Raw genomic sequence first — 18,891 nt, 5'->3', positions numbered from 1 at the left:
CAAGGCCCCGAGTCCTCCATCACGATAGGCAATGTGCAGCCGCGAAAGGGGAAAAGTTATTTCCTCCAGCCTCCTTACCGGTGGGCCCCCACGGAACTCCGCCAGACCCGCGCTCAAAATGCCGTGCCTGGAAGTCCTATGGGACCTGCGCTCGACTGGGTTGGAGCGCTCTCGCCAGAGGCTCCGAGTGGCGGGTTCGAATGCCGCCGTTCCCAAGCCGAGCAACCCTCCGCTTTCAAGGCGCCGCCCTCTGAGAACGGGGTCTGCGCTCGCATTTTCGGAACCAAATCCGGTTTTTTGGGACCAAAAAAGGACCAAACCGGAGACGGAAATAGAGACGATCCGCGGGAAGCGCGGGATTTCGATCGCAAGCATAGGAAGGATTGAAGGCCTGTTGAGAGGTGGTGGACTGGACCGGAGGGGCCGAGGGGGGCTGTTGACGGGGGCCGCCCGAGCAGTGCGCCAGGTGGGTGGAGAAGCCGCGCAGCCCCTTGGGGTACACGCCGGCCCTGGCCGCGCTCCCTTCAGGTGCGCGGCAGGGCTTGGCTCTCTTGGCTGGGGCGGCTTGAGCCTCAACACCCCGCGGCCTGAGGGGGGCTCACGCGCCGAGGCCAACCTCGCACCTGCCGTGGGCAGGCCCAAGTGCTCCAGAATCGCGCCCCCCTCCCGCCTCCTTCACGTACGCCAACACCCGCCGCCTGCCTCCACACCTGCCGCAGGCGAACACATCCAACACGAAGGTCCTTTGTAGCAGCCCTGCCCAGTCCACTCGCGCTGTCCGCTCCTTCCTCGTTTCCTGCCTCGCAGCTGCCTGGGGCGCCTCGCTCGCCTTCTCCGCTCCCTCTTGGGGGAGCAGAAATGGCCGCAGCTTCGCGCCCGGAGCAAAGACGCCATGGAAGCGGATGAGGTTCAGCTTGGGTGGGGGCACCAGGGACGCCACACGTCGTAAAAGTTCCAGTCCGGTGAAGAAGAGGTGCGTGGTGCCCTTCGGCAACGGGCGCCTCATCCGATAGGCGATGCGACCGTCCTCCGCTCGTGACAAACGCTCCAGCGCCAGCGCTCCACGCGCCCCGTAGCGGCATTGGGCTTGCCCCGATTTAGTGGCTCTCCCGCACTTCGTGTGGATTACGCAGCGAGAAGGACACGACGCCGCAGCAAATCGAAGCTGGCGCGTCCGTACATCTGACGCTTGAGGAACTTGAGCCTCGTAATCTGTCCTTCCGCTTGGGCATTGCTCCACGGCGTGGTCAGCGCGGCACGGATCGACTCTCCCTCTTGTTCAAGCCCCGCCGCGAAGGTCTCCACCGCGCGCACGCCGCACGTGCGTGCCTCTCGGAGCCACGCCTCAAGGGCCTCGCAAGAAGTGTCCGGCTTGGGGGCGTGGGTGACACCCCTTTCACGCACCAGTTGACTGAATCGACGCGCCAGCGCGATGACACGGGCGGCTTCCTCATCCTGCTCAATGCGAGCCAGCAGGGCCTTGTCATTGGGGCAGAGTGCTGAGAGCGGCTGCACGCACAGCCATGCCAACTGCCTCGGCGAGGGCAAAGCGTTGGAGCGTGTGTCTGTCGGCGTGGAACAACTGTCGGGCGGGAACGTGGCGTCGAGCGTGCCTGAGCCGCCCGCCGTGTCTGGAGCCAGCGGTGAACTTGACGCGAGGAGCCAGGATAGCCCTTGGCGCGAAGCTCTCGCCAAAGAAGGAGCGCATTCTCACAACCCTCCGCATGCCGCCGCGCGAGGTGCTCCAGGTACGGGTCGAGGAGACTCGGCCCCGGGATTCGAACGGCACGCTCAGGAAAAGCCTCCGCGAGGGCATACTTGCGCACCGTCCCCCGAGCCAGCTTCAGGGCGCGGCTAATGGTCAGCAAAGGCTCCCCTGCGAGGTGGCGGCGGCGCACCTCTTGGTACGTGGCCAGGCGGCGTGCCCGGCTCTCCTCACCCGCGCTCACCTCGCTGCGCGTCCTTGGGAAGCTGGAACGACGGGGCCTCGGTGCAGCGGACGACTTCGGCACGCAGGGCAGCGCCCGCAGGCGCGCGTGCGCACCTGTGAGCCAGCGCTCTACCATTTGCCGTCCATTGAGCAGCAGGTGCCAGCGGTCTGCGACCTGCTGGGCTTTGGGGGCGCCCGCTTGGGCTGCCCGTGCATACTCACTGGAGCGGTCACGGGTGATGACTTGGACTCCGCGATGCCGCTGGAGCCATTGACTCACTGTGGATGCCGAACGGTCAGGCAGCACGTCGACCACGCGATGGGCTTCCAAGTCGACGAGGATGGAGCCGTAGGTCCGCCCTTTGCGCAGGGCCCAATCATCCACTCCCAACACCCGCGGTTTCTTCTCCGCAGGCAGCGGCGCACGGTGCATCAGCCGCAGGAGCGTATCGGGGCTGGCAGGCATCGCCAGGGGCTTGAGAAGCCTGGCCCCCGCTTCGGCCCCGGCGGTCATGCCCACCGCACACTGGGCCGTGGCCAAGCGTCGTGTCCGCCGAGCCCGAGCCGCCAGAAGGCGGGACACTGGCTCGGCAAAGGTGCGCCGAGCGCAATCGGGATTGCGGCAGTAGAAGCGGCGAACCCTCAGCTTGAGCTGAACGGAGCACCCTGCGGATGGCAGGTCGGTGGGGTGCCGAACGTAGCTGCTGTGGGGGAAGCGCTATGGACCTTGCAGCAGGGGCACTTCGCGCCCACGGATTCAGAACGCACGAGCAGAACGGCTTGAGCTGGGCCGCTGCGTGCCGCTCGCTCCACGTGGCAGCCCGGTATCGAATACAACGATGTCATCTTCGAGTGTAACCGCTTCAATGGCAGCTTGCTGCCTTGGCCAGTGGCTCGGGCTGGCTCCACACAAAGTGCGGGAGAGCCACAAAACCGGGGCAGGCTCATCCCTCCTGTTTTAAGCTCCCTCTAGCAGTGAGAACTCTCCTGGATCCGTCGACAAACCAGAACCCGACCACAACAACCACTCATTGGGGCGGCGATGGACAGCCGCACAAATAGCGTAGCGTGCATCCGGAATAGCAGGACGCAGCAGCAGCCCGTCTCGCCAGTCGATAAGCCGCTCCGTCCCGAACCAGGCCTCGCATGAGCCGATCCGGTACCAGTGCTGCAGACCGGTGAGAGCGTCAGAGGCAGCAGGCGGTCTGTCCACAGGAGTCAGTGGTGCGAGTGGAGCGTCGAACCACAACCACATCCGTTGTCCCAGCGCGACAACATCGAACTCGAGATAAAACTCGCGCCCCCAGCGAAGCCCCTCTTCCAGCATCAAGGACAGAGCTTCCCGGTTCCAGTAGTTGAACTGCGTGATGATGACAGGGACCGGTTTGAGTTCCAATCCCCGCACTTCTGGGACATGTCGCAGCAGGGAGGCCTCGGCGAACGCCTGGGCCAGAGCGAGTGGTTCATATTTCGGCGCACTCTTGAGTTCGGCCACGTACGTGTGCTCATCGTCGTTCCAGATGACGTCAGGCCGGAACGTCACCTTCGCATGGCCTACCGTGAACTCTCGACGCCTTTGTGGCTGCCCACACTTCAAAAGCCAGGTGGGCGCACCCGCAGTCTCAAATCCAGCGCGATCGGTGCCCCAGTGATCGAAGATTTTCTGCACATCGTCGCGTTCGCCGAGGCGGATGCTCTTCGCCGAGTGCTTCTTTACCAGGGGCCGAGCGCGTGGGCTGACCTTGCGCAGTTCGTGGAAGTGCTCCGACACGACACGCGCGGCATTGGCGAGTGCATCCACAGGACCGACCCCAACCATGCATAGTATCTCCGGTGTCCGTTGCTCGATACGCACCGGGCAATACCAGTCACCATTTGGGTCCCCGGGGATTGGGAGGGGGCGTCCTATCGTTACGCGCACGATGCGCTGGACTCCCTCATCGTTCTCGTACGACCAGAGGTCATCAGCGATGGGATCATTAATAGCGGTCGGCTGCGGAAGCCAGTTGCTCATATGCGGCCTCTCACTTGTCACGCTCGGGACAGGCGGTGGAATGAGCGCATTCATGGATGCGGTGGCACATGTTCTGGCATGCCACCTTGGAGCCCTGCACGACCGACCAGCAGAGCCGTCGCTGCCAAGGTTCCGGAAGCCCTCGGCAATAACTTTCGAGCAGAGCTCCTCCCTCCTTGCACGCATCAAGGCAGGACTGAAGGTCAAAGGGAACAGGGTGCGCGGGGTTGGTAGTCTCTGAAGGAGGAGGGCAACCCTCTGGATTCAGCGCGCAGAAGCTACCAGGACCTCGAGGATAGCCATCGTGAAGCACTGAGTTTGTGCCTGCCCGATAAACTCCACAGGAGAGCAGGGTGATGGCCGTGGCGCAGATCCAGAGAGGGATGGAGGCCCGATGCTCCCAGATCATCACATGGCCTTTCAAGGGCCCAGCTTGAGGCCCTGATTCCGGGAACGGTTTCTTCTCAGGCTGTAGGCCCCCGGCCCCAGGTGCGCGAGCAGCAGTCCCGCGCCCGCGATGCTCATATCCTTCATGAAGTGGACCCGCTTCTGCACGGCTTCCTCGCCTTCGTGCTTCCAGAAGGGATGCACCTCTACGGCCGCGTAGAGGGTCAAGACCGCGAGCAGCGTTGCGCTGACCCGTGCCAGCACCCCCAGCAGCACACAGATTCCGCCCGCCAGGAAGATGAAGCTGGTCACGGCGGTGGTCACCTCGGGCATGGGCACGTTCAGGCTGCGCGCCAGGGCCGTCAGCTCGTCGAACCGTCGGAACTGGTCGAAGCCAGCGAAGATGAACAGGGCCGAGAACAGTGCTCGGCCCACGGGGGCCATGATGCCCATGCAGGAGGACTCCTATCTGGGGCCCGTGAAGGACCGCGCTTCCCTCGTGCCTATCAGGGCTGAGTGCCCGCGCTCAAGCGGACGTCCATGATAGACACTCACAATATGTCTCCGCCTTCTTCCTGTGTTTTCGATGACTCGCTCTGGCCACTGCTCCTCATCCGGCTTGAAGGGCCCCTGTCGCCCCGCCAGTTCGAGGAGATGCTCGAGACGCGGGAGCGCTATCTGCTCCGGGGAGAGCGGCACCTCACCCTCGTGGACAGGGTTCGCGGCACGGTTCCCCCGGCCCCCCAGCGCAAGCTGCAGGACGATTGGATGGCACGGCATGAGACGCTGCTCCGGGAACGGCAGCTCGGCATCGCCTACGCTTTTGATTCGCGCTTTCTCCGGTGGATGCTGAACCTGGGCTTTCGCCTCAAGCCGCCTCCGTTTCCGTATTACACGGCGCCCCGCCTGGAGCAGGCCGCGGCCTGGGCCGCGCACCGCTTCCAAGAGGAGGGGATGGGCGAAGCCGCCGGGCGTGTCCGGCAGCGCTTCGCCCTGCCTCCGGGACGTTCCCCCTGACGGCGGCTACCCCTCCCGTTTCTCCCGGAACATGCGGGGGAGCACCCGCAGCAAGATGCTGGGATGGAACAGGCGCTCGGGAGGGCTCACCATGTGGATGACGGAGAAGAAGGCGATGTAGACCTCGGGCCGCTGGGCCGCGAGCGCCACCACCTCGTCCATGTATCGCTGGGCGACCTTGCTGAACGCGGTCACCTGCGCGCCGGTCACCTCGGGTACGCGGGCATCCTCGCTGGTGGCCATCAGCCACGGCAGCCGGAAGTCCTTGGCCAGCAGCCGCTGGAAGCGCTGTCCCAGGCCCTTCAGCACGATGCCTGTCGCCTCACGCTTCTGTTGCTTCAGGCAGTTCCTGAGCAGCAGGGCGGTGCTGGCGCTGAGCGTCATCCCCTGGCCATAGGCGGGGTTGAACGTACACGCCGCATCGCCCAGCACGAGGAAGCCCTCGGGCCAGCGCTCGAGGCCCTCATAGTGACGCAGCCGGTTCTCCGTCTTCCGGAAGCCGTGAATGGGGGAGAGCGGCTCCGACTTGAGGAGCGTCTCGTGAAACTCCGGCAGCGAGAGGCTCCGGGCAAACTCCAGGAAGCCCGCCTCGTCCGTGGGCGGGTAGTCCTTGCCCGTGCCCACCAGCGTCACGATGCCCAGGTCCTTCTCCACCCGGAGAATCGTGCCCGTGCGGCGCTCGTGGACCACCAGCGTGTGCCAGGAGGTGCGCGGGGACAGTTGATACCAGCGCGTGGCGTAGCCCGCGAACGGGTTGACGACCGTCTCCCGGGGCGCGCCATAGCCCATCGCCTCCAGCCACCGGGGCGCCAGCGAACCCCGTCCGCTGGCGTCCACCACCAGGTCCGCGGGCAGCTCCAGGGCCTCCCGCTGCCCGTCCGCCGAGGGCTTGTTGCGCACCGCGCGCAGGCCGGTGACGCGTGAGGTGGCGGCATCGTGCACCAGGGACTCCACCGCGTACCCCGTCTGGAAGGAGATCTTCGGATTCAGGCGGCGGCGGACCGCCCACTCCAGCAGGTCCCGGCTCAACGTTAGCGTCTGCAATTGGCCCTGGGAGGCCACCTGGGGCATCGCGTAGCCCAGGTTGTGCAAGACGAAGTCCTTCGTCACGTCCACCGGCCACGCCCCCGCCGCGGTGAGCTCTGCCGTCAGTCCGGGGAAGATCTCCTCGAGCAGCTTCCTGCCGTGGGTGAGCAACAGGTGGGCGTGCCGGGCCTGGGGGACGCCCACCCGGGGCTCCGGGGCGGTGGGAAACTCGTCCCGGTCGATGAGCACCACGTGCTCGAAGTGCTCTGCCAGCACGTGCGCGGCCAGCAGGCCCGCCATGCCCCCGCCAATGACGGCGGCCCGCTGGGAATGTGGAATAGCGCCGGTGTTCATCGTCATGGTGTGGATGCCCCTTGCGCCCGGTTTAGCCCATCAAGGCTTGCATGGCGGGCGCCGGATCCCAGTACGCAGTCATCTTCCGGATCCGGAAGCTCTCGTCCAACTCGAAAACGTCGATGGCCTCGGCGGTGGCCGTCCGGCCGTTGCGCCCCACCAGCCGGAGGGTGACCTTCACGGCCACGTTCCGCCCCGAGGCAAACGGCTTCAACTCCAACATCTCCACCTTGGAGCAGACCGCCAGCAGCCCCTGCAACCACTGCTCGAGACCCGCCCGGCCCACGACCGCGGGGGCCATGGGGTCATTCACCTCGCCATCCTCGGCGAAGTGCGCCAGGAACCCGGCGATGTCTCCGCGCTCCATGGCCCGCTGGGCGTTCTCAACCGTTTCCACCGCGCGACGCTCGGCCTCGTTCAAGCTAGGCTCCTCTGTTCTGGGATGGGGGCGAAAGTCCGGGTGTCCGGGGCCCCGCCCGAGTCTACAGGCAGGGCGCGTTGCAACGCGCGCTCAAGTGGGAGGAAAGGGCATGCGCGCATTCGTCACGGGAGGTTCGGGGTACCTGGGCCGGAACCTGCTCTCCGCACTGGCCGCCCGGGGGGACACCGTGCGGGCCCTGGTCCGCGGTGAGGAAGCGGCCCGGAAGGTCCAGGCGCTGGGGGCTCAACCCGTGCGGGGCGGCCTGGATCAACCGGAGGCGCTGCGCGAGGGCATGGCGGGCTGTGAGGTCCTCTTCCATGCGGCCGCGCTCACTTCGGCCCGCGCGCCTGATGCCGAGTTCCACCGGGTGAACGTGCTGGGCACCGAGGCCGTGCTCGCCGCTGCCCGCGCTGCCGGCGTCCAGCGCGTGGTCCATGTCAGCACCGAGGCTGTGCTCGCCGACGGCCTCCCGCTCATCCAGGTGGACGAGAGCCGCCCGCTGCCCGCGAAGCCCTTTCCGGGCTACCCCGCCACCAAGGCCCAGGCCGAGCGGCTCGTGCTCCAGGCCAATGCCCCCGGGTTCACCACGCTGGTGGTGCGGCCCCGCTTCATCTGGGGGGCGGATGACACCGCCTTTCTGCCTCAGCTCATCGAGGCGGTTCGAACCCAACGCTTCCGCTGGATGGATGGCGGGCGGTACCTGACCTCCACCTGCCACGTGGCCAATGTCTGTGAAGGCATGCTCCTGGCGGCCGAGCGCGGCCGGGGAGGGGAGGTGTATTTCCTCACGGATGGACCGCCGGTCGAGCTGCGCGCCTTCCTCACCCAACTGCTGGAGACCCAGGGCATCCAGGCCAACGTGGGCAACATCTCCTTCGGGGTCGCACGGGCCGCGGCCCACCTGACCGAGAGCCTCTGGCGCGCCCTGGTACCGGGGGCGCGCGCGCCGGCCCTTCGCCTGGCGGTCTATTTGTTGGGGCGTGAGGTGACGTTGAAGGATGACAAGGCCCGCCGGGAGCTGGGCTACGTGGGGCAGGTGACCCACGCGCAGGGGCTCGAAGCCTTGCGCCGGGCCGGCCCCGCTAGGAGTCTGCTGGAGTAACTTGCTTGCGTGCCTCGATGAGGTTCACTCCGCTTGGGGCGGGAGTGATGCGCTCCAACGCCCAGCCGGCGCGGGTGAGCAGCGCCTCGTACTCGCGGGCCGTGCGCTCGCGTCCATCCGCGAGCACCAGCATGTTGAGGTCCATCAGGGCCGCGCGCGAAGGCTCCCCGCCGTCTGGCAGCACCATCTCCACCACGATCAGCCGGGCTCCCGGCAGTGCGGCGCGATGAATCTGCCGGAGGATGGCGGTTGACGAGGCGTCGTCCCAGTCATGAAGGATGTGTTTGAGGAGGTAGGCCTCCGCGGCGGGAATGACTGGCTCGAAGAAGCTCCCCGCCACCAGGTCCATCCGCTGGCTCAGCCCCTCCGCCTCCACCTGGGCCCGGGCTCCGTCGATGACGTGCGGTAGATCGAAGAGGATGCCTCGGCAGGAGGGGTAGGCACGGAGCACGGCGGCGAGCAACACGCCCTGGCTGCCCCCTACATCCGCCACGCGGGCATAACGTGAGAAGTCGTGGAGGCGTGCCACTTCCGTGGCGACGAAGCTGGAGAAGGCGCCCATCGCACGGTCGAAGTGCGAAGCCTCCTCCGGGTTCTTCTCGAAGTGCTCCCAGATGTTGGCCCCCAGCGCCCCGCGGACCGTGGAGCGCCCTGTCTGCACGGCGGTGAAGAGGTCTGTCCAGGGCCGCCAATGGCCTGGGGCGGTCAGCGTGATGGCCATGTCACGCATCGAGCCGGGCACCTCCGAACGGAGGCAGGCCCCCAGGGGGGTGAGCGTGAACGTGCGGGGAGGCACCTCCGTGAAGAGGCCCGCGGCCACCCCCGCACGCATCAGGCGGTACAGCCCGTCCGGGTTTGCGCCTACGCGCGGCGCCAGCGCATCGCTCGAAAGAGGACCGCTTGCGAGCAGGTCCGAGAGGCGAAGCCGCGCGGCCACACCGATGATCTGGGAGATCCAGTAGCTGGAGATCTGCTCCAAGAGCTGCTGCGAGGGATTCGGAGGAGGTGTCGGGTCCATGAAAGGCGGGAGCATATTCCAGCACCCGCTTCACCGCCCTGGCTGGTTAGGGCGCTCCGGCCAGGACGGTCCGGTTGACCCAGCCGGTCCCGGACTCGCCACCGAAGTCCTTGGCGTATTGCACCTGGAAGCGTCCATGGGTGGGGCACGCCTTGAGCAGGGTCACGGACCAGGAGGCGCCACCGCAATGAATCGTGTCGATGGGCGTGGTCCCCGTGGCCGTGCTGTAGACGTTCACCGTGGCACACGTGAACGTGTAGCTCGCGGAGGTGTTGTGACAGGTGTTGGTGAGCGCCTGTTCCGCCAGGCCCTCGCGCGCGGCTTCCCCGGGTGCCTCCGCGGGACCACATCCCAACACGAGCGCCACGGCACCGGCTGCGGCCCACAGGTTCCAGGAAGAGCACGTCATCAGAAAGCTCCAGAAGCGGAAGAAGGAAGTACCGTTTTTACCATGAATCCCGATTGCTGGACTGCCTGGAAAGCAGACGGCCCCCCGTGAGGGACCGGCCAGGCAGGGAATAACGGGCATGCCCTGTCAATCCAGCAGGGCATTCACAGCCTAGGCGCATGAGAGCGCTGACCTATGAAGGCCCCTACCGAGTCGCGGTGCGCAATAAGCCCGAGCCGAAGATCGAGCATCCCCAGGACGGCATCGTCCGGGTGACGTCCGCGGCGATCTGCGGCTCTGATCTCCACCTCCTGCACGGGCTCATGCCGGACACCCGCATCGGGTTCACCTTCGGCCATGAGTTCACGGGAATCGTCGAGGAGGTGGGCCCCGGTGCCCAGGGCATCAAGAAGGGTGACCGGGTGATGCTGCCGTTCCAGATCTTCTGCGGCGGTTGTTACTTCTGCACCCGGGGGCTGACCTCGTGCTGCGACAGCACCAACCCCGCGACCGATGCGGGGACGGGCATCTACGGCTACTCGCACACGATGGGAGGCTATGACGGCGGCCAGGCCGAGTACGTCCGCGTGCCCTTCATCGGCGTGGACGCCGAGAAGATTCCCGAGGACGTCGAGGACCTCGATGCCCTGCCCATCACGGATGCCTTCTCCACGGGTTACCAGGGGGCCGAGATGTGTGGCCTCAAGGGCGGGGAGACGGTGCTGGTGCTCGGGTGCGGCCCGGTGGGCCTGTTCGCGATGTGGTCGGCCTGGGCGATGGGCGCGGGCCGGGTCATCGCCGTGGACCATCTGGACTACCGGCTGGAGTTCGCCCGGAACTGGTTCGGGGTCGAGACGCTCAACTTCAAGCAGCTCGATCTCGTCACCACGGTAAAGGGCATGACGGATGGTCGGGGAGCTGACGCCACCATCGAAGCCGTCGGGTGCGAGGCGGCGGGCTCGCCGGTCCACCGCGTGCTCGGGGTCTACGCAAAGATGGAGGCGGGCTCGCCGCAGGCCATCAACTTCGCCATCCATGCGACGCGCAAGGCCGGGATCATCTCCCTCATTGGCGGCTACGGCCCTCCGTTCAACGGTGTCGACATCGGCACCTTCATGAACAAGGCGCAGACGATGCGCACCGGCCAGGCCAGTGTGAAGCGCTACATGCCGCACCTGCTGGAGCACGTGCGGGCCGGGCGCATCCACCCGAAGAAGGTCTTCACCCACCTGATGCCGCTCGAACAGGCGCCCGAGGCCTACCACACGTTCGCCCAGAAGCGGGACGGGTGCATCAAGGTCGCGCTCTTCCCCCACGGCACCCTTCACTAGGAACGGAGCTTCCCGATGAAATCCACGCCAGAGTTGACCACGCCGGAGGCGGTCCAGCGGCGCGCCGGGTATCAATCCCTGCAGCCCGTGCAGCGGCCGCCGTACTGGGGCGTCGATCTCGATCCTGCCCGCAGGCCCGGGGTTCCGATGATGCGGACGGACCCTCAGCCCTTCCCGCACACGCGCTATCCACCGGAGCCCCAGCCCGGCGAGCCGGCGTCCCCGCTGCACGGCCGCCCCAACAAGACGATGCCGCCCGTCTTTGGCACCGCCGTGCCCCTGCGCGGGTTGTCCGGGTGGGTCCGCAAGCGGGCCTACCGCGCCCCGGACCACTACCCGAGCCACTGGCTGCTGATGCTGCTCGGGGACCGGGTCGAGTTCTGGGGCTACCGCGCGCGGCGGTACTTGCCCGTCGTGGTGCCGCTGGCCGCCGCCGTGCTGCTCCTTCGCCGCGCGCGTGCTTGAGGGCCTTCGGGGTTAGAGGATGGCCCTCACCACGCCGCCGTCCACGCGCAGCGAGGCGCCGTTGGTGGCGGAGGCATGGGGGCTGCACACGTAGACGATGAGGTTGGCCACCTCCTCCGGGAGGATGAAGCGCTTGAGGAGGGACGTGGGCCGGGCGTGGGTGAAGAAGTCACGCTCGGCCTGCTTCGCGTCGACGCCCTGGGACTTGCCCAGCTCGGCCACGAACTGCGCCACCCCCTCGGAAGAGGTCGGCCCCGGCAGCACCGTGTTCACCGTCACCCCAGTGCCCACCGTCAGCTCCGCCATCCCGCGCGCCACGGCCACCTGCGCCGTCTTCGTCATCCCGTAGTGGATCATCTCCGAGGGGATCTGCACCGCGGACTCGCTCGACACGAAGACGATGCGCCCCCAGTTCTGGGCCTTCATCTTCGGGAAGTAGAAGCGGCTCAGGCGCACCCCGCTCATCACGTTCGTCTCGAAGAAGCGGAACCAGTCCTCGTCCGGAATCTGCTCGAAGGGCTTGGGCTCGAAGATGCCGACATTGTTCACCAGCACGTCCACGTGGGGAAACGCGCGCGTGACGGCCTCGGCGCCCTTGGCGGAGGAGAAGTCCGCGGCCACCCCGGACACCTGGGCCCCGGGAATGCTCTCCAGCACCTGCTCCCGGGCGCGCTTCACGCGCTCCTCGGTGCGCCCGTTCAGGATGACGTGCGCTCCCTCGCGTGCCAGTCCCACCGCCGCCGCCAGCCCGATGCCCGCGGTCGAGCCCGTCACCAGCGCCGTCCGTCCCGTCAGACTCAACTTCATGCTCATGGTTTTCTCTCCCGGTGGGGCGCCCCGTGCGCCCGAGGGCCGCCATCCTGGCCCCGAACCCGTGCGGGAGGGAGAGCATCGTGCGGGGGGCCCGATTATGGTGTGGCCACATGAACGATACGTTGAAGGAGCGCCTGGGGCTGTTGGGCCAGCATGGGTATGACCGGTCCCTGGTGGGCATGGAGGTACTGGAGGCCGAAGGCGGCCGGGCCCGGGTGCGGCTGCCCGTGGAGGCCCCCGTGCAGAACATGGGCGGCGCGCTGCACGGCGGGGCGGTGGCGACCCTGGTGGATGTGGTGGGGACGCTGGCCATCATGACGGCGGACCGGGACGGGCGTCCCGGGGTATCCACGGACCTCAACGTGTCCTGGCTCTCGCCGGCCCCTGGGGGCTCCGCCGTGCTGGTGGAGGCCACGGTGCTCAAGTCGGGGCGCACCCTGGCCTTCGTCCAGGTGGACGTCCGCCGGGAGCAGGATGGGGTGCTGGTGGCCCAGGGCCGGATGACGAAGTTCTTGAGCTGAGCGGACGATGCTCGTGGGAAGACTCATTCTCGTCACGTTGCTGAGCCTGTTGGGTTTCGTCCTCCTGCGCTGGCTGTGGCCGGGCCTGGTGCAGGGGCGGCGGAAGTGGGTGTTTTTTGGCCTCCTCGTCCTGGCCCTGGCGGCCTACCTGGTGCCCATGGCGCTCGGGCTCGGCTCGCATGGGGACATTCCTTACATTGGTGGGCCGCTGAAGCTGCTCTCCACGGTGTGGAGCGTCACGGTGCTCATCATGGTGGTGGTGGGCCTGCCCGTCGTCTTTCTCCGCTGGGTGCGCGAGCGCCGCCGGGCCCAGCCCCTGGAGGGCTCGGACGTGAGCCTGGAGCGCCGGGACTTGCTGGTGAACGCCGGGCGCGCCGTGCCCCTGCTGGCCGCGGGCACCAGCGCCGCCGGCGTGCTGAATGGCATGGCGGGCTTCGTGGTCCGCGAGGTGGAGGTGCGCCTGGCGAACCTGCCGCCCGCCCTGGAGGGCTTCCGCATCGGTCAAATCACCGACGTGCACGTGGGGCCCTTCATCACCCCGGGGTACCTGCGGGGGGCCGTGGCGGCGATGAACGCGGCGAACGTGCACCTGCAGGTGATGACGGGAGATCTGATCGATGATCTCACCCAGCTCGACGAGACGATGGAGGCGCTCGGCGAGGCCCGCGCGCCGCACGGCATGCTGGCGGTGCTCGGCAACCACGAGCACTTCCGGGGGCTGGGGCCCATCGTCCGGGCCTATGCGGGGCTGCAGAAGCGGGGCGCTCCGGTCCGGCTGCTCGTGGACTCGGCGCACGTGTTCGAGCACGAGGGCCAGCGCATACGCGTGGTGGGGGTGGACTATCCGCTGGGCCGGGGCATGGGGGCGCGCACCTCGCTCATGGAGGCCTCGGCGGAGAAGGCCTTCCAGGGCACCTCACCCGAGGAGGTGGTGCTCTGCCTGACCCACCACCCGTCCTTCTTCCCCTATGCCGCCGAGCGCGGTGCCCGGCTCACGCTCGCGGGCCACACGCACGGGGGCCAGGTCGCCTTCTTTGGCATGCCGCTGTTCTGGTTCGTCTTCGAGTTCATGTTCGGGGGGTACCGGAAGAAGGACAACTACCTGTACGTGTCCGGGGGCACGGGGCACTGGCTGCCGTTCCGGATGGGGATTCCTCCCGAGGTGACGGTCCTCACGCTGCGCGGCAAGTAGGCCATGCCCGAGGCCTGGTACGACGCGGTGGTGGTGGGCGCGGGGTTCGGGGGCATGGCCACCGCGCTCGAACTCGCACAGCAGGGCGCGCGCGTGGTGCTGTGCGAGGCGCTCAACTACCCAGGGGGCTGCGCCAGCACGTTCCAGCGCCAGGGATATGGCTTCGAGGCCGGTGCCACGCTGTTCTCCGGGCTGGCCGAGGCGCAGCTCTTCGGCCAGTGGATCCACCGGCATGGGCTGGCGGTGGAAGTGGACTGGTTGGATCCCCTCGTGGAGCTGCGCACCCCGGGCATGGTGCTGCGGGTGCACCGGGACCGCGCCCGCTTCCTGGAAGCGCTGTGTGCCTTGCCCGGAGCGCCCGCGAAGGGCATCCAGGGCTTCTTCGCGTACCAGCGCCAGGTGGCCGACGCACTGTGGGCCCTGTTCGATGATCCGGCGTTGCTGCCCCCGCTGGATGTCCGCGCGCTGGTGCGCCACGCGGCGCGGGTGCCCCGGTATGTGCCGCTCCTGCGCTGGCTGGGGCGGCCCCTGGAGCGGGTGCTGGAGCACTTCGGGCTCGCGCGGTTCGCGCCCTTGCGGACGTACCTGAACGGCCTGTGTCAGATCACCGTCCAGTGCAGCGCCGCCGAGGCGGAGACGCCCATCGCCCTGGCGGCCATGGACTATTACTGGCGGGGCACGGGGCACGTGCGGGGCGGGGTGGGCCGCCTGGGCGAGGCGCTGCTGGAGGTCTTCACCCGCTCAGGGGGCGAGGTGCGGCTGGCCAACCGGGTCAAGGCGCTGGTGCCGGGGCCGGACGGGTGGCGGGTGGTGACGCGCCAGGGAGAGCTGCGGGCCCGGCACGTGGCCGCCAACGTCCTGCCGCAGGGCCTGCTGCGCCTGCTGGACCTGCCGCCTGGGCGGCTGCCACGGCTGGACCGCCTGGCGGGGCACGTGGCGGAGGGGTGGGGCGCGGCCATGTTGTACCGGGTGGTTCGTGCGCCGGAGGGCCGGAGCCCTTCGCCCTGCCACCTGGAGCTCGTCCAGGACGAGGCACTGCCGTTCCAGGAGGGCAACCACCTGTTCGTCTCCGCCAGCGGGGCGGAGGACGTGGGGCGTGCGCCCGAGGGGTTCCGCACGCTCACCGTGTCGACCCACGTCCCCCTGCGGGCGCTCCGGGAGCGCTCCCCGGAGGAGCAGGCCCGCTACGTGGAGGGCATCCAGTCCCGGATGCGGGAGGGGCTCGCGCGGCTGGCGCCGGAGTGGTCGGAGGAGGTGCAGCGGGAGATGACGGCCTCGCCCCGCACCTTCGAGCGGTTCACGCGCAGGGAGGGCGGCGCGGTGGGCGGCGTGCCCCGGCGCGCGGGGCTGGGCCACTACCGCGAGCTGGGGCCCCGGCCGGTGATGAAGGGGCTCTGGCTCGTGGGCGACTCTGTCTTCCCGGGGCAGAGCACCCTGGCCACGGCGCTGGGCGGTGTCCGGACCGCGGCCCGCATCGCCGCTGGTCTCTAGGGACGGTGCCTCCGCTTCACACGAGGGGCGAGGGCTCGCCGGCCTCGAGCTGGAGGGTCTCCGCCGCCCGCGCATCCCGGGGAACGCCAAAGCGCTGGCGGGAGCAGGCGAGGAGCTGGTCCGCGTAGAGGCTGTCCCCGAGCGCGGCTTGAAGTTGCCCATGGCTCACGAACAGCCGTGCCTGCTCATCCACCAGCCGGGCGAGGATCCGGGCCTGCTCGGGGTGGGAGAAGAGGCCCACCACCGAGGCCGCATCGAAGCGCGTCAGCGTGTCGAACTCCATGCCCAGCGTGGCCACGCAGGCCTCGCGGATGCTCCGCAGCCCCGCCTCCAGGGACGTTCCCTCCCGGGCGCGGGAGAGCACCGAGGTGAACCGGCCAAGCTCCTGAACTGCCTGGAGGATGAAGGCGTGACGCAACACGGGCATGCCTCAAGCCATAGCATTTCCCAGCGTCTGAGACCTCCCGAGGAGCCTGGTTGCTCCCCATCTCCGGGAGGGGGCAGCCAGGGGGAGGCTTCAGTGCGTCTTCGCGCGCATCTCCTCCCAGATGGGGCGGTAGTCGTAGGTGGGGTAGAACTCGGTGCGGAACCCGCCCCAGGCGCCCTTCTCGATGGCGAGGTTCACCGCGCGCAGCTTGCTGGGCGGCAGCCGCAGCGTGACGACCTGGCCCACGCCCATCATCACGTACCAGGAGACTACCTCCACGCCCTCGGGCGGGAAGCTCTTGCGGAAGCCGGTGCGCTCCAAGTGAGCGTTGATCTCATCCACCGTTTTGCCCTGGTCGTGCCGTAGGAAGATGGTGAGCAACAGCATGTCTCCGGCCGCGGGGGCGGGCTTCGGCGTGGGGGCCTGGGCGTGGCTGGGCAACGCGAGGACGAGGCAGAAAAGCGCGGTGACCACCGCGCGGCTGAACGGGACAGGGGACGGGGGGCTCATGAGCAGTCAGAAGCAGAGGATTGAACTGCGCGCCAGAGGATTCAGTCTGTCAGAAGGGTTGACGGTCTTTTCACGATTTACCTAGCTAGTGCTAGGTCGACGGTATCGCGTGGGCTAAGGAGGGGCCGCTTGTCGCGCGTCAGGACCGAGGGGATCGAATGCAGAGCAGTCAAGGATGGCTGAGGAAGACGTGGAGCGTGTTGCTTGGGCTTTGGCTGGCCGTTGGCTGTGGGCAGGCCACGGTGGAGACAGAGGCGCAGGCGTTGCGTCTTTCGCCTCTCTGGGGCGCTCAGGCGAGGTCCCGTGTCGCCGCAGGGAATGAACATTCCTTGGCGGTACGTCCAGACGGCACGGTGTGGGCTGTGGGGTACAACGGAAACGGCCAGTTGGGGGATGGCACCATGAGTGACCGCCCGGTGCCTGTGGCGGTGCAAGGCGTGAGCGGGGTGGAGGCCGTGGCGGCGGGTGATGCCCACTCGCTGGCGTTGCGCTCGGACGGCACGGTGTGGGCCTGGGGGTACAACGGAAGCGGCCAGTTGGGGGATGCCACCACGAGCCAAAGCCTGGTGCCTGTGGCGGTGCAAGGCCTGAGCGGGGTGGAGGCCGTGGCGGCGGGTTCCTTCCACTCGTTGGTGGTGCGCTCGGACGGCACGGTGTGGACCTGGGGGGACAACTACTACGGCCAGATGGGGGATGACACCACGAGATGGCGCACGGTGCCTGTGGCGGTGACAGGGTTAAGTGGGGTGGTGGCGGTGGCGGCGGGTTCCTTCCACTCGCTGGCGTTGCGCTCGGACGGCACCGTGTGGGCCTGGGGAGCCAACTACTCTGGCCAGTTGGGGGATGGCACCACGACGAGCCGGCGCCCGGTGCCTGAGGTGGTGCAGGGCTTGGACGGGGTGGTGGCGGTGGCGGCGGGCGACTCTCACTCGCTGGCGTTGCGCTCGGACGGCACCGTGTGGGCTTGGGGGCACAACGGAAGCGGCCAGTTGGGGGATGGCTCCACGAACTGGCGCCCGGTGCCCGTGGCGGTGCCAGGCCTGAGCGGGGTGATGGCTGTGGCGGCGGGCTACTCCCACTCGCTGGCGTTGCGCTCGGATGGCACCGTGTGGGCTTGGGGGCACAACGGAAGCGGCCAGCTGGGGGATGGAACCATGAGTGACCGCCTGGTGCCTGGGGTGGTGCAAGGCGTGAGCGGAGGGGTGGCCGTGGCGGCGGGTGACTCCCACTCGTTGATGGTGCGCCCGGACGGCACGATGTGGACCTGGGGGTTCAACGGAAGCGGCCAGTTGGGGGATGGCTCCACGAGCCGGCGCCAGGTGCCTGTGGCGGTGCAAGGCATGAGCGGGGTGGAGGCCATGGCGGCAGGCGACTCTCACTCGCTGGCGTTGCGCTCGGACGGCACCGTGTGGACCTGGGGAGACAACTCCTACGGCCAGCTGGGGGATGGCACCACGAGCCGGCGCCAGGTGCCAGTGGTGGTGCAAGGCGTGAGCGGGGTGGTGGCGGTGGCGGTGGGCTCCTTCCACTCGCTGGCGCTGCGCTCGGACGGCACCGTGTGGGCCTGGGGGTACAACCCTTACAGCCAATTGGGGGATGGCACCACGAGCCAACGCTCGGTGCCCGTGGTGGTGCAAGGCATGAGCGGGGTGGAGGCCGTGGCGGCAGGCGATTCCCACTCGCTGGCGTTGCGCTCGGACGGCACGGTGTGGGCTTGGGGGAACAACTATTACGGCCAGTTGGGGGATGGCACCACGAGCCGGCGCCCGGTGCCCGTGGCGGTGCCAGGCCTGAGCGGAGTGGTGGCCGTGGCGGCGGGCGACTCCCACTCGCTGGCGTTGCGCTCGGATGGCACCGTGTGGGCTTGGGGGAACAACGGAAGCGGCCAGTTGGGGGATGGCTCCACGACTCGACGCACGGTGCCTGTAGCGGTGCAAGGCGTGAGCGGGGTGGTGGCGGTGGCGGCGGGGTCCTTCCACTCACTGGCGTTGCGCTCGGACGGCACCGTGTGGACCTGGGGGTACAACAGAGACGGCCAGTTAGGGGATGGCACCACGAGCCAACGCAAGGTGCCTGTGGCGGTGCAAGGCCTGAGCGGGGTGGGGGCCGTGGCGGCGGGTGACTCCCACTCGTTGGTGGTGCGCTCGGACGGCACCGTGTGGGTCTGGGGGAACAACGGAGACGGCCAGTTGGGGGATGGCACCACGACGAGCCGACGCACGGTGCCTGTGGCGGTGCAAGGCGTGAGCGGAGGGAGGGCCGTGGCGGCGGGCGACTCCCACTCGCTGATGGTGCGCCCGGACGGCACCCTGTGGGGGTGGGGGGACAACGGAAACGGCCAGGTTGGCGATGGCGGGCCTACAAACTACGCACACACTCCCGTTCTCTCCTTGCTGTATTGAAGGAGGGCCTCTCCGGTCATGAGTTCGCAGGTGACCTCACGCTGCTTCCTGGCGCTTGAGCGTCACCTGCACCGCGGAGTTA

At 68.1% G+C, this 18,891-nt stretch carries 18 protein-coding genes and 1 pseudogene; 8 read left to right on the top strand and 11 right to left on the bottom strand.

Going from position 1 to position 18,891, the window contains the following annotated elements:
- Positions 1-598 precede the first annotated feature (598 nt).
- The 4 genes and pseudogenes from KY661_RS34890 to KY661_RS34875 form a co-directional block, all read right to left on the bottom strand.
- A complete protein-coding gene (locus KY661_RS34890) occupies positions 599-1,240 on the bottom strand; it encodes a transposase (RefSeq protein WP_225414298.1) in 642 nt (213 codons plus the stop codon).
- Positions 1,126-2,776, bottom strand: a pseudogene (locus tag KY661_RS34885) (ISL3 family transposase). The gene KY661_RS34890 and the pseudogene KY661_RS34885 overlap by 115 nt, the downstream one beginning before the upstream one ends.
- 112 nt (positions 2,777-2,888) lie before the next feature.
- The gene (locus KY661_RS34880) at positions 2,889-3,944 is read right to left on the bottom strand and encodes a hypothetical protein (protein ID WP_225414297.1); all 1,056 of its coding nucleotides are present in this window, start codon (positions 3,942-3,944) and stop codon (positions 2,889-2,891) included.
- Positions 3,945-4,364: 420 nt separating this feature from the next.
- Positions 4,365-4,784, bottom strand: coding sequence for a DoxX family protein (locus tag KY661_RS34875; RefSeq protein ID WP_225414296.1), 420 nt, complete (start codon positions 4,782-4,784; stop codon positions 4,365-4,367).
- Positions 4,785-4,889: 105 nt separating this feature from the next.
- Between KY661_RS34875 and KY661_RS34870 the strand changes: the two genes are divergently transcribed.
- Positions 4,890-5,348, top strand: a complete 459-nt coding sequence (locus KY661_RS34870; protein WP_225414295.1) for a hypothetical protein — start codon at positions 4,890-4,892, stop codon at positions 5,346-5,348.
- A 6-nt stretch (positions 5,349-5,354) separates the two neighbouring features.
- On the opposite strand, the gene KY661_RS34865 is transcribed toward KY661_RS34870, so the two are convergent.
- Together KY661_RS34865 and KY661_RS34860 are read right to left on the bottom strand one after the other, a co-directional pair.
- A complete protein-coding gene (locus KY661_RS34865; RefSeq protein WP_225414294.1) occupies positions 5,355-6,734 on the bottom strand; it encodes an FAD-dependent oxidoreductase in 1,380 nt (459 codons plus the stop codon).
- 25 nt (positions 6,735-6,759) lie between these two features.
- Entirely contained in the window at positions 6,760-7,149 is a 390-nt protein-coding gene (locus tag KY661_RS34860; RefSeq protein WP_225414293.1) for a nuclear transport factor 2 family protein, read from the bottom strand.
- 109 nt (positions 7,150-7,258) lie between these two features.
- Between KY661_RS34860 and KY661_RS34855 the strand changes: the two genes are divergently transcribed.
- Positions 7,259-8,251 carry an NAD-dependent epimerase/dehydratase family protein gene (locus tag KY661_RS34855; protein ID WP_225414292.1) on the top strand — a complete coding sequence of 331 codons (993 nt, stop codon included), beginning with the start codon at positions 7,259-7,261 and terminating at the stop codon, positions 8,249-8,251.
- Here KY661_RS34855 and KY661_RS34850 read toward each other — a convergent pair.
- Together KY661_RS34850 and KY661_RS34845 are read right to left on the bottom strand one after the other, a co-directional pair.
- Positions 8,232-9,284 carry a methyltransferase gene (locus KY661_RS34850; protein ID WP_398577289.1) on the bottom strand — a complete coding sequence of 351 codons (1,053 nt, stop codon included), beginning with the start codon at positions 9,282-9,284 and terminating at the stop codon, positions 8,232-8,234. The two genes, KY661_RS34855 and KY661_RS34850, sit on opposite strands and share 20 nt — an antisense overlap.
- A gap of 31 nt (positions 9,285-9,315) precedes the next feature.
- Positions 9,316-9,678, bottom strand: a complete 363-nt coding sequence (locus tag KY661_RS34845; RefSeq protein ID WP_225414291.1) for a hypothetical protein — start codon at positions 9,676-9,678, stop codon at positions 9,316-9,318.
- 158 nt (positions 9,679-9,836) lie between these two features.
- Between KY661_RS34845 and KY661_RS34840 the strand changes: the two genes are divergently transcribed.
- Positions 9,837-10,988: a zinc-dependent alcohol dehydrogenase gene (locus tag KY661_RS34840; RefSeq protein WP_225414290.1), complete on the top strand. Its 1,152-nt coding sequence runs from the start codon at positions 9,837-9,839 to the stop codon at positions 10,986-10,988.
- Positions 10,989-11,003: 15 nt separating this feature from the next.
- Complete coding sequence (locus KY661_RS34835) at positions 11,004-11,453, top strand: hypothetical protein (protein WP_225414289.1); 450 nt, start codon at positions 11,004-11,006, stop codon at positions 11,451-11,453.
- Between the two features lie 12 nt (positions 11,454-11,465).
- On the opposite strand, the gene KY661_RS34830 is transcribed toward KY661_RS34835, so the two are convergent.
- Positions 11,466-12,260 (bottom strand): SDR family NAD(P)-dependent oxidoreductase, encoded by a 795-nt coding sequence (locus KY661_RS34830; RefSeq protein WP_075008282.1) that lies wholly within the window; start codon positions 12,258-12,260, stop codon positions 11,466-11,468.
- Positions 12,261-12,376: 116 nt separating this feature from the next.
- Between KY661_RS34830 and KY661_RS34825 the strand changes: the two genes are divergently transcribed.
- Genes KY661_RS34825 through KY661_RS34815 form a run of 3 tightly spaced genes read left to right on the top strand, consistent with a single transcriptional unit; the run spans position 12,377 to position 15,470 of the window.
- Complete coding sequence (locus KY661_RS34825) at positions 12,377-12,787, top strand: PaaI family thioesterase (RefSeq protein WP_225414288.1); 411 nt, start codon at positions 12,377-12,379, stop codon at positions 12,785-12,787.
- A gap of 7 nt (positions 12,788-12,794) precedes the next feature.
- Positions 12,795-13,979: a metallophosphoesterase gene (locus KY661_RS34820; RefSeq protein ID WP_225414287.1), complete on the top strand. Its 1,185-nt coding sequence runs from the start codon at positions 12,795-12,797 to the stop codon at positions 13,977-13,979.
- A gap of 3 nt (positions 13,980-13,982) precedes the next feature.
- Complete coding sequence (locus KY661_RS34815) at positions 13,983-15,470, top strand: phytoene desaturase family protein (protein WP_225414286.1); 1,488 nt, start codon at positions 13,983-13,985, stop codon at positions 15,468-15,470.
- Between the two features lie 16 nt (positions 15,471-15,486).
- On the opposite strand, the gene KY661_RS34810 is transcribed toward KY661_RS34815, so the two are convergent.
- Together KY661_RS34810 and KY661_RS34805 are read right to left on the bottom strand one after the other, a co-directional pair.
- Entirely contained in the window at positions 15,487-15,897 is a 411-nt protein-coding gene (locus KY661_RS34810) for a hypothetical protein (RefSeq protein ID WP_075008207.1), read from the bottom strand.
- Between the two features lie 90 nt (positions 15,898-15,987).
- Positions 15,988-16,407: a hypothetical protein gene (locus tag KY661_RS34805; RefSeq protein WP_225414285.1), complete on the bottom strand. Its 420-nt coding sequence runs from the start codon at positions 16,405-16,407 to the stop codon at positions 15,988-15,990.
- A gap of 158 nt (positions 16,408-16,565) precedes the next feature.
- Between KY661_RS34805 and KY661_RS34800 the strand changes: the two genes are divergently transcribed.
- Positions 16,566-18,809: an RCC1 domain-containing protein gene (locus KY661_RS34800; RefSeq protein WP_225414284.1), complete on the top strand. Its 2,244-nt coding sequence runs from the start codon at positions 16,566-16,568 to the stop codon at positions 18,807-18,809.
- Positions 18,810-18,891 lie beyond the last annotated feature (82 nt).

It is taken from the genome of Allostigmatella hybrida, assembly GCF_020103775.1.
In the GTDB taxonomy this organism is placed as follows: Bacteria; Myxococcota; Myxococcia; order Myxococcales; family Myxococcaceae; genus Hyalangium; species Hyalangium aurantiaca.
This window is presented reverse-complemented; position numbering and strand designations above follow the sequence as displayed.